The following is a 9,581-nucleotide window of genomic DNA, read 5'->3' as shown; positions in this document are numbered from 1 at the left end:
CGAAGCCGCTGTCGCGCATCAAGAAGATCTCGGGCGCGAACCTGCATCGCAACTGGGTGATGATCCCGCACGTCACGAACAACGACGAAGCGGACATCACCGAGCTCGAAGCGCTGCGCGTGCAGCTGAACAAGGAGCACGAAAAGGCGGGCGTGAAGTTCACGATGCTCGCGTTCGTGATCAAGGCGGTGGTGGCCGCGCTGAAGAAATTCCCGACCTTCAACGCGAGCCTCGACGGCGACAACCTGGTGTTCAAGCAGTACTACCACATCGGGTTCGCGGCCGACACGCCGAACGGTCTGGTCGTGCCGGTGATCCGCGATGCGGACAAGAAGGGCCTCGTCGACATCGCGAAGGAAATGGCCGAGCTGTCGAAGGCCGCGCGCGACGGCAAGCTCAAGCCCGATCAGATGCAGGGTGGCTGCTTCTCGATCTCGTCGCTCGGCGGGATCGGCGGCACGCACTTCACGCCGATCATCAACGCGCCGGAAGTGGCGATCCTCGGGTTGTCGCGCGGGCAGATGAAGCCGGTGTGGGACGGCAAGCAGTTCGTGCCGCGGTTGACGATGCCGCTTTCCCTGGCGTTCGATCATCGCGTGATCGATGGCGCCGAAGCCGCGCGGTTCAATGCTTATCTTGGCGCGTTGCTCGCGGATTTCCGTCGCATCATTCTTTGATGAGAAGAGGGGCTCGCGGGGGCGTGCGTTTTTGTCGGTGCGCCCCGTACTGTCGTTGAACCTGTTTTGCATACGGTCTGCTAGCGTCGCCCCTGCGCGGGGCGGCGGTTACTTTTCTTTGTCTTCCAAAGAAAAGTAACCAAAAGAAAGGCGCGTCCTTGGGCGGACAGCAAAGGTGGTTCTGCCCAGGTTCGCGTTCTCTTGTCAGGCCGTGGCCGGTTCATCGTGCGAGTTTCCATTCCCTCTCTCCGTAGCCAACAAGAAGGGGACGTACATGAGTCTCATCGAAGTCAAAGTTCCAGATATCGGCGATTTCAACGGCATCGATGTCATCGAAGTCAACATCAAACCCGGCGATGTGATCGAAAAAGAGCAAACGCTCCTCACGCTCGAATCCGATAAGGCATCCATGGAAGTGCCCAGCCACATCGCAGGCACCATCAAGGAAATCAAAGTCAAAGCCGGCGACAAAGTCTCCCAAGGCACCGTGATCGCACTCGTCGAAGCGTCCGCAAACGCCACCGCACCGGCGAAAGCACCAGAGCCCGCCAAGCCCGTCGCGGCCGCGGCACCGGCAGCGGCTCCGGCACAGGCCGCAGCCGCTGCCGCTCCGGCGCCGCAAGCCGGCAGCTACGGCGGCTCAGCCGACATCGAGTGCGACATGCTCGTGCTCGGCGCCGGCCCCGGCGGCTACTCGGCCGCGTTCCGCGCCGCCGACCTCGGCATGAAGACGGTGCTCGTCGAACGCTATTCGACACTCGGCGGCGTATGCCTGAACGTCGGCTGCATCCCGTCGAAAGCGCTGCTGCACACGGCGCTGGTCGTCGAGGAAGCCGCAGCGCTCGCGTCGCACGGCATCACGTTCGGCAAGCCCCAAGTCGACCTCGACAAGCTGCGCGACTTCAAGGGCGGCGTCGTCAAGAAGCTGACCAGCGGCCTCGCCGGCATGGCGAGGGCGCGTAAGGTCGAAGTCGTGACCGGCATCGGCGCATTCGTCGACCCGTTCCACATGGAAGTGCAGGGCGACAACGACAAGAAGATCGTCAAGTTCAAGCAGGCCATCATCGCCGCCGGCTCTCAAGCAGTGAAGCTGCCGTTCATGCCGGAAGACCCGCGCGTCGTCGATTCGACCGGTGCACTCGAGCTGCGCCAGCTGCCCAAGCGGATGCTCGTGATCGGCGGCGGCATCATCGGCCTCGAAATGGCGACGGTGTACTCGACGCTCGGCGCCGAGATCGACGTCGTCGAAATGATGGACGGCCTGATGATGGGCGCGGACCGCGATCTCGTGAAGGTCTGGGAAAAGTACAACGCGAAGCGCTTCGGCAATGTGATGCTGAAGACCAAGACGGTCGGCGCGGAAGCGAAGGAAGACGGCATCTACGTGAAGTTCGAGGGCGAGAAGGCGCCGGCGGAAGCGCAGCGCTACGACCTCGTGCTCGTCGCGGTGGGCCGCAGCCCGAACGGCAAGAAGATCGGCGCCGACAAGGCAGGCGTCGCCGTCACGGATCGCGGCTTCATCGACGTCGACAAGCAGATGCGCACGAACGTCCCGCACATCTTCGCGATCGGCGACATCGTCGGTCAGCCGATGCTCGCGCACAAGGCCGTGCATGAAGGCCACGTCGCAGCGGAAGCTGCACACGGCGAGAAGGCGTACTTCGACGCGCAGCAGATCCCGTCGGTGGCGTACACCGATCCGGAAGTGGCGTGGGCCGGCAAGACGGAAGACCAGTGCAAGGCCGAAGGCATCAAGTACGGCAAGGCCGTGTTCCCGTGGGCCGCATCGGGCCGCGCGATCGCGAACGGCCGCGACGAAGGCTTCACGAAGCTGATCTTCGACGAGGAAACCCACCGGGTGATCGGCGGCGCGATCGTCGGCCTGAACGCGGGCGACCTGATCAGCGAAGTGTGCCTCGCCGTCGAGATGGGCGCGGACGCGGAAGACATCGGCAAGACGATCCATCCGCACCCGACGCTCGGCGAATCGGTCGGCATGGCCGCCGAACTGTACGAAGGCGTCTGTACGGACCTGCCGCCGCAGCGCAAGAAGTAACGCGACCGGGGCCGGCATGTTGCCGGCCACAAAAAAACGCCGCCTCCCGGGCGATCCGGGCGGCGGCGTTTTCTTTTGCGGGCGGCCGATGCTCAAACGACCGTTCGAGCACGGCCGGCGGCTTGGCGATTCCGGTGTGGTGCGGTGCCAGAAACGAAAAAGCCGCGCTATGCGCGGCTCTTTCAGGAGCAGGGGACGCTTACGCGGCCGGCTTGCTCGAACGACGTGCGGCAGCGGCGGTAGCAGCCTTCGTTGCGACGGCAGCAGCAGCGTTGAAGTTCGTTTCAGCGATTTCGACGGCTTGCTTCGTGGCCTTCTGAACCGTTTCGTACGTGGTGTTCGCAGCGTTCAGCGCCGACTTCAGTGCGGCGACAGCCGTTTCCGAACCGGCCGGGGCGTTCTTCGCGACGTTGTCGACGAGTGCCTGGACCTTCTTGTTCTGTTCTTCGAATTGCGCTTCTGCAACCTTCGCGAACTCGGCTTGCGTCGACGATGCGATTTCGTACAGGTGACGGCCGTACGACAGCACCTTTTCCGCGACCGGCTGCGACAGGCTGGCTTGCAGGGCGATCAGTTCCTGTGCGTCCTTCACCGACAGCAGGCGCTGTGCGTTTTCCTGGCCTTCGGCCAGCGTCGACTTCACGACCTGCAGGTTGAGTTCGATCAGCTTCTCGACGCCTTCGAACGCCTTGGTCGTCAGACCGAACAGGCTTTCGAGGTTGGCTTTCTGTGCAGCGGCGATTTGCTCGGGGGTCAGCAAGGACATGTCCAGCTCCTGAAAAGCGATCGCGTCGATCGCAGGGTAAAGGGCACTACGACGGGGAACCTCGGATGCGCGTGCTTTGTGCAACGCAGCAATGAGGCCTATTTTAGGGCAGAGAAAACGGATGTCAAGTGTTTTTTGTGCGTTGCACAATCGCGACAAATTATCGATAAAACAATAAGTTATCGTGCCCGTTCGGAATCGGTTTCACGCGCGTCTCCCAGATGGTGCGCACGGACGCGGGGCGCACGCGGCGCACCATGATCATGCACAGGTAAACCTGACAGGGTCATGGAACGTTATCCTTCTGTTCCTGTCGAAAACGCGCCGTTTCGATGCGCGTACCGTGGCGACGTGCCGCCGCCACGGCCGAGACCGGCTCCCAGGCACCCCGAGCGCCGGATACGTAGTTTCCCCGCTTTAAATCGCCTCCGAAGTGACGTTATCTCAATTAACCGTGTGTAATCGGGAGACGGGTACTGTCGGGCAGCGCATCCCATGAATTTTTTCGATGGGAGCGGGAGGGTTCATTGGTCAGAGGTTGGCCAACCCTTACATTCCGGTTTAACGACGATCGGTAAGTGCCTAATATTGCTCTTTTTTTCAGCTTTAACTACACTTGCGGAAACCTCCCGCCCGCTTTGTCCAGACCCCAATGAAAGCCGAATCGTTTTCACCGCGCAGATTGTTGCAGAGCATGACGCTCGGCACGGCTGTGTCGGTCGCTGTCGCCTTGCTGGCGACCACCGCGTCCGTCACGCCCGCTGACGCCTTTGCCGCCACTGCGAAGACCCAACAAGCCGCCAAGAAAAAGGCTGTCGCTCCTGCTTCGTCCGCGAAGAAGAAGTCGGCCAAGGCCACCTCCGACAAATCCGCCAAGGTCGCCGCGTCCGATGCGCCGCGCGCAAAGGCGTCGCGCAAGCGCGTGACGCTCGCGGCGAACAGCGTGCGTGCCGGCCATCACGGCGCGGTTCGCAAGGTCGCGTTCCAGCCGCGTCGGCAGAGCGTCGGCCAGGCGTTCGGCCTGCACGACACGCCGGACGCGCTCGCGCTGCGTTCGAGCGTCGCGTACGTCGTCGACCAGAATTCCGGCGAGCCGCTGTTCGACAAGAATTCGCACGCCGTCGTGCCGATTGCGTCGATCTCGAAGCTGATGACGGCGATGGTCGTGCTCGACTCGAAGGCGCCGATGGCCGACCAGATCGAAGTCACCGACGAAGACCGCGACTACGAGAAGGGCACGGGCTCGCGCCTGTCGGTCGGCTCGGTGCTGTCGCGTGAAGACATGCTGCACATCGCGCTGATGGCGTCGGAAAACCGCGCGGCCGCCGCGCTGTCGCGTTATTACCCGGGCGGTCGTCCGGCGTTCATCGCCGCGATGAACGCGAAGGCGAAGTCGCTCGGCATGGCCGATACCCATTTCGAGAATTCGACCGGCCTGTCGAGCTCGAACGTGTCGAGCGCGCGCGATCTGGTGAAGATGGTCAATGCGGCGTACCAGTACCCGATGATCCGTCAGTTCTCGACCGATCGCAGCTACGAGGTGTACACGGGCAAGCGCAATCTCGCCTACAACAGCACGAACGCGCTGATCCGCGGCAACGGCTCGTGGGACATCGGTCTGCAGAAGACGGGCTTCATCAACGAAGCGGGCGAATGCCTCGTGATGCAGGCGACGATCCACGGCCGGCCGATGGTGATGGTGCTGCTCGATTCGTTCGGCAAGTATTCGCGCTTCGCCGACGCGGCGCGCCTGCGCAACTGGCTCGACGCCGGCGGCGGCGAGCGCCTGACGGCGGCCAACACGCCGAACGGTGGGACCTGATCGCACGGCGGCGTGGCGGTTCGCCGCCGCGTCGATGGTCGAAAAAAAAGCCCCGCAATCGCGGGGCTTTTTTACTGCGGGCGCGCGGGAGCGGCTTACGCCTGCCGCTGCAGCCCGTCCGCATCCTTCGTGGGCGCCGGCCGGTAGCCGAGCGATTCCGAAATGGTGAGGGCAGTACGGCTCAACTGGCCGAGCCAGGCATCCTGGAGACGATCGGCCGGCGCCGACAGCGACAGGCCCGCGACGAGCTTGCCCGAATCGTCGTAGATGCCGGCCGCGATACAGCGCACGCCGAGCTCCAGTTCCTCGTTGTCGCGTGCGCACGATTGCTGGCGGACGATCGTCAGCTCGCGCTCGAGCTTCGCGATGTCGGTGATGCTGTTCTGCGTATGGCCGGACAGCCCCGTGCGCGTTGCATAGGCACGCACGCGCGACGTTTCGTCGGCTGCAAGGAACAGCTTGCCGACCGACGTGAGGTGCAGCGGCGCGCGGCCGCCGATCGCACGGACGACCTGCATCCCCGAGCGCTCCGAATACGCGCGCTCGATGTAGACGATCTCGTCGCCCTGGCGCACCGACAGGTTCACGGTCTGCCCGGTGAGACGGTGCAGTTCGCGCATCGGCATCAGCGCCGCGTCGCGTACCGACAGGCGTGCCTTCACGAGGTTGCCGAGCTCCAGCAGCCGCATGCCGAGGCGATACGTGCCGGGATCGGAGCGGTCGACGAGGCGGCAGGTCACCATGTCGTTGAGGATGCGGTGCGCCGTAGACGGGTGCAGCTCCGTGCGCTGCGCAAGTTCCTTCAGGCTCACGGGGTCACTGTGCGCGGCGAGCGCGTCCAGCAACCGCATCATGCGTTCGATCACCTGGATCGACGTTTTGGAATCCGGGGTGGGTTGGCTCATGTCGGGGGAGAAATCGGTTGACGCGGCAAGCGGTGTTGCAACGATTGTATCTCGTATCGTGAAAAAAGCGAACGCCGTTCGAGGAAGTCCTCGTTTCGCGCAGTGCGGGCTTGCGCGCGAGCCGGCGTTGGTCTCGCCGGCCAAACGGCGGATAATGAGAGCCGTTTTCTCGAAGGAGCACGTATGCGAGTCGGTTTGTTCGTGACCTGCCTGGTCGATCTGATGCGTCCGGAAATCGGTTTTTCGGCGCTCAAGCTGATTCGCGACGCCGGCTACGAGGTGATCGTGCCGCCCGCGCAGACTTGCTGCGGCCAGCCGGCCTACAACTCGGGCGACCGCGCGCTCGCCCGCGATCTCGCGGAAAAGACGCTGCGCGAGTTCGAGCAGTTCGATTACGTCGTCGCGCCGTCGGGTTCATGCGGCGGGATGATCCGCGCGCACTACGGCGACCTGTTCCGCGACGACCCCGAGCTGATGGGGCGCTACACGCGGTTCCAGCAGAAGGTCTACGAACTGACCGATTTCCTGGCGAATGTCGCGAAGGTCTCGCTCGCGCCGGGTGAATTCACGGGGCCCGTCACCTATCACGATTCGTGCTCGGGCCTGCGCGAGCTCGGCGTGAAGGCACAGCCGCGCGCGCTGCTCGCGCAGCGCGGCATTGCGGTCACCGAGATGAAGGACTGCGAGCACTGCTGCGGCTTCGGCGGCACGTTTGCGGTGAAGTACGGCGACATCTCGGCGGCCATCGCGGACGAGAAGTGCGCGAACGTGCGTGCGTCGGGCGCGGGCGCCGTCGTGCTCGGCGATCTCGGCTGCATGCTGAACATCGAAGGGCGGTTGCGCCGCACCGGCGACCGCGACACGCGCGTGCTGCACGTCGCGCAGGTGCTGGCGGGCGACGTCTGACGCCCGGTTCCGCTCACTTTTTCCCGATACCGCGATGCAAGTCCAATCGATGCATTTCAAGGCGCGCGCCGGCCAGAAGCTGGCCGACCAGCGCCTGCAGCAGAACCTGAAGAAGCTGTCGACGAAGTTCGTGTCCGCGCGTGCCGACGCGATGACCGCGATCGACTTCCCGGCCACGCGGGCGGCGCTGAAGGCGCGCCGCAACCGCGCGCTGGAGAACCTCGACGTGTGGCTCGAGGCGTTCGAGCGCGAGGCGACGCGGCGCGGCACGACCGTGCTGTTCGCCGAGACAACGGCGGACGCCGCGCGGCTCGTGGCCGACATTGCGCGCCGTCACGACGTGAAGAAGGTCATCAAGACCAAGTCGATGGTGTCGGAGGAAATGCGCCTGAACGCGGTGCTCGCGGAAATGGGCGTGCAATCGATCGAGACGGACCTCGGCGAATACATCCTGCAGATCAACGACAACGAGCCGCCGAGCCACATCATCGCGCCCGTCGTCCACAAGGACAAGGACGAGATCGCCGACCTGTTCGCGCGCACGCACCACCGCGAGCGGCTCACCGAGATTCCGGACATGACGCGCGAGGCGCGCGAGGTGCTGCGCCCGCATTTCATGTCGGCCGACATGGGCGTGACCGGCGGCAACTTCGTGATCGCCGAGACCGGTTCGGTCGCGATCGTGACGAACGAAGGGAACGAGGGGATGTGCACGGTGATGCCGCGCGTGCATGTGGCGGTGACGGGCATCGAGAAGGTGCTGCCGACCCTCGAGGATCTCGCGACCGCGATGCGCCTGCTGCCGCGTTCCGCGACGGGTCAGAAGACGTCGAACTATTTCTCGCTGCTGACCGGGCCGCGCGGGCCGGGTGACGAGGACGGCCCCGAGCACAACTACGTGGTGCTCGTCGACGGCGGCCGCACGGGGCTGATCGGCGGCGAGTTCCAGGAGATGCTGCGTTGCATCCGCTGCGGCGCATGCATGAACCATTGCCCGGTTTACCAGAAGGTCGGCGGCCATGCGTACGGCTGGGTCTACCCGGGGCCGATGGGTTCCGTGCTGACGCCGAGTTACGTCGGGCTCGATCGCGCGCTGGATCTGCCGCAGGCCGCGACGCTTTGCGGAGAATGCGACAGCGTCTGCCCGGCCGGGATTCCGCTGTCGCACCTGTTGCGCACGCTGCGCGAAAAGCAGGTCGAGCGGCACCTGCGGCCGTGGCGCGAGCGGGCGGCGCTCACCGCATGGGGTTTCGTCGCGCGGCGGCCGATGCTGTACGCGCTGACGACAAAGCTCGCGGTGCGCATCCTCGAGCGGCTGGGTGCCGGCGGCACGCTGCGGCGCCTGCCGATGATGGGCGGCTGGATGGACACGCGCGACATGCCGACCCCGACCGGGCGCACGTTCCGGGAACTGTACGCGGCGTCGCAAAGCCACCTCGGCTGACGACTGTTCATCCGGCGACAACAGAGCGTTCGCTATTTGGATATTTATCTCGATAGATGCGGTCTATAGAATCTCGTCTGTAGTCCCCGGAAGTGGGTTTCGGGGTACGAGGTCAAGGAGGTCCGCATCATGAAAAAGACAATATCGATGTACTGGCCGCTGGCAATCGTCGTTCCGCTGGCCGCGGCTGCCTATCTGCATGCGATGGCCGATGCGCCGTCGCGTGGCCCGCTCGCAGTTCACCAGGCATCCGCTGAATTGGCGCGTGCGGTGTCGTTCGGGCTGGTCGACGACGCGGCGAAGCCGTTGCCGGCGGCATCCGGCGACGTCGCACTCGTCGTGCCGAAGGCGCTGTAATGCACGGCGCCGTCGCTTTGCCCGGCGGCGCGATTCCGGTCGCCTTTGTATAATGGCGTGTTCTTCTCCCGCGCGGTTCGCCGCGGCTTTCCGATAGTGCGATGACCCGCGTTTCGATCTGTTTCGTCTGTCTCGGCAACATCTGCCGTTCGCCCACCGCGGAAGGCGTGATGCGTCACCAGGTCGATGCGGCCGCGCTGGCGGACCGGATCGCGATCGATTCGGCCGGCACCGGCGACTGGCATGTCGGCGAGCCGCCCGATACGCGTGCGCAGGCGGCCGCTCGCGGCCGCGGCTACGACCTGTCGGCGCTGCGCGCACGACAGGTGAGCGCGGCGGATTTCGAGCGCTTCGACCTGCTGCTCGCGATGGACGAGGCGAATCTCGCGGAGCTGCGCCGCCGCTGTCCGCCGCAGCATGTCGACAAGGTGCGCCTGCTGATGGAATTCGCGCCGGATTCGACTGAAACCGAAGTGGCCGATCCGTATTTCGGCGGCGCGCAGGGTTTCGAGCAGGTGCTCGATCAGGTCGAGCGCGCGTGCGCGGGCCTGCTCGAGACGCTCCGGGCCCGCACGGAGCGCTGATCGCGCGGTATTCAGCGGTCTACGAATACCCTTTCAAAGACATGGATACTTGACTAAAAACGTC

9 protein-coding genes are annotated in these 9,581 nt (G+C 64.5%); 7 read left to right on the top strand and 2 right to left on the bottom strand.

Annotated elements, in window-relative coordinates; genetic code table 11:
- Positions 1-677: 2-oxo acid dehydrogenase subunit E2 (locus ABY44_RS32470; protein ID WP_431643284.1), on the top strand; the 677-nt coding region annotated here is incomplete at its 5' end.
- A gap of 274 nt (positions 678-951) precedes the next feature.
- Entirely contained in the window at positions 952-2,733 is a 1,782-nt protein-coding gene (lpdA, locus tag ABY44_RS32465; RefSeq protein WP_431643282.1) for a dihydrolipoyl dehydrogenase, read from the top strand.
- A gap of 199 nt (positions 2,734-2,932) precedes the next feature.
- Here lpdA and ABY44_RS32460 read toward each other — a convergent pair whose 3' ends face one another.
- Entirely contained in the window at positions 2,933-3,499 is a 567-nt protein-coding gene (locus ABY44_RS32460) for a phasin family protein (RefSeq protein WP_006481973.1), read from the bottom strand.
- A 652-nt stretch (positions 3,500-4,151) separates the two neighbouring features.
- Here ABY44_RS32460 and pbpG point away from each other — a divergent pair.
- The gene (gene pbpG, locus ABY44_RS32455) at positions 4,152-5,321 is read left to right on the top strand and encodes a D-alanyl-D-alanine endopeptidase (protein ID WP_060169979.1); all 1,170 of its coding nucleotides are present in this window, start codon (positions 4,152-4,154) and stop codon (positions 5,319-5,321) included.
- A 95-nt stretch (positions 5,322-5,416) separates the two neighbouring features.
- Here pbpG and ABY44_RS32450 read toward each other — a convergent pair whose 3' ends face one another.
- Positions 5,417-6,226, bottom strand: coding sequence for an IclR family transcriptional regulator (locus tag ABY44_RS32450; RefSeq protein WP_027786965.1), 810 nt, complete (start codon positions 6,224-6,226; stop codon positions 5,417-5,419).
- Positions 6,227-6,409: 183 nt separating this feature from the next.
- Between ABY44_RS32450 and ABY44_RS32445 the strand changes: the two genes are divergently transcribed.
- From ABY44_RS32445 to ABY44_RS32430, 4 genes are all read left to right on the top strand, one after another.
- Positions 6,410-7,132, top strand: coding sequence for a (Fe-S)-binding protein (locus ABY44_RS32445; RefSeq protein WP_021157667.1), 723 nt, complete (start codon positions 6,410-6,412; stop codon positions 7,130-7,132).
- A gap of 34 nt (positions 7,133-7,166) precedes the next feature.
- Positions 7,167-8,576, top strand: coding sequence for a lactate utilization protein B (locus tag ABY44_RS32440; RefSeq protein WP_060169977.1), 1,410 nt, complete (start codon positions 7,167-7,169; stop codon positions 8,574-8,576).
- A gap of 129 nt (positions 8,577-8,705) precedes the next feature.
- Complete coding sequence (locus tag ABY44_RS32435) at positions 8,706-8,933, top strand: hypothetical protein (RefSeq protein ID WP_060169975.1); 228 nt, start codon at positions 8,706-8,708, stop codon at positions 8,931-8,933.
- Positions 8,934-9,034: 101 nt separating this feature from the next.
- Positions 9,035-9,517, top strand: coding sequence for a low molecular weight protein-tyrosine-phosphatase (locus ABY44_RS32430; RefSeq protein ID WP_059688892.1), 483 nt, complete (start codon positions 9,035-9,037; stop codon positions 9,515-9,517).
- The last annotated feature ends 64 nt before the right edge of the window (positions 9,518-9,581 follow it).

Source organism: Burkholderia sp. ZZQ-2, from assembly GCF_050768715.1.
Taxonomy (GTDB): Bacteria; Pseudomonadota; Gammaproteobacteria; order Burkholderiales; family Burkholderiaceae; genus Burkholderia; species Burkholderia cepacia.
Note: the sequence above shows the minus strand (reverse complement) of the source record. Positions and strands in the feature narration are given on the sequence as shown.

What these genes read in the sequence shown, in the direction of transcription:
- lpdA (WP_431643282.1), top strand. Translation starts at nt 952, where the DNA reads ATGAGTCTCATCGAAGTCAAAGTTCCAGATATCGGCGATTTCAACGGC.
- ABY44_RS32460 (WP_006481973.1), bottom strand. Translation starts at nt 3,499, where the DNA reads ATGTCCTTGCTGACCCCCGAGCAAATCGCCGCTGCACAGAAAGCCAAC.
- pbpG (WP_060169979.1), top strand. Translation starts at nt 4,152, where the DNA reads ATGAAAGCCGAATCGTTTTCACCGCGCAGATTGTTGCAGAGCATGACG.
- ABY44_RS32450 (WP_027786965.1), bottom strand. Translation starts at nt 6,226, where the DNA reads ATGAGCCAACCCACCCCGGATTCCAAAACGTCGATCCAGGTGATCGAA.
- ABY44_RS32445 (WP_021157667.1), top strand. Translation starts at nt 6,410, where the DNA reads ATGCGAGTCGGTTTGTTCGTGACCTGCCTGGTCGATCTGATGCGTCCG.
- ABY44_RS32440 (WP_060169977.1), top strand. Translation starts at nt 7,167, where the DNA reads ATGCAAGTCCAATCGATGCATTTCAAGGCGCGCGCCGGCCAGAAGCTG.
- ABY44_RS32435 (WP_060169975.1), top strand. Translation starts at nt 8,706, where the DNA reads ATGAAAAAGACAATATCGATGTACTGGCCGCTGGCAATCGTCGTTCCG.
- ABY44_RS32430 (WP_059688892.1), top strand. Translation starts at nt 9,035, where the DNA reads ATGACCCGCGTTTCGATCTGTTTCGTCTGTCTCGGCAACATCTGCCGT.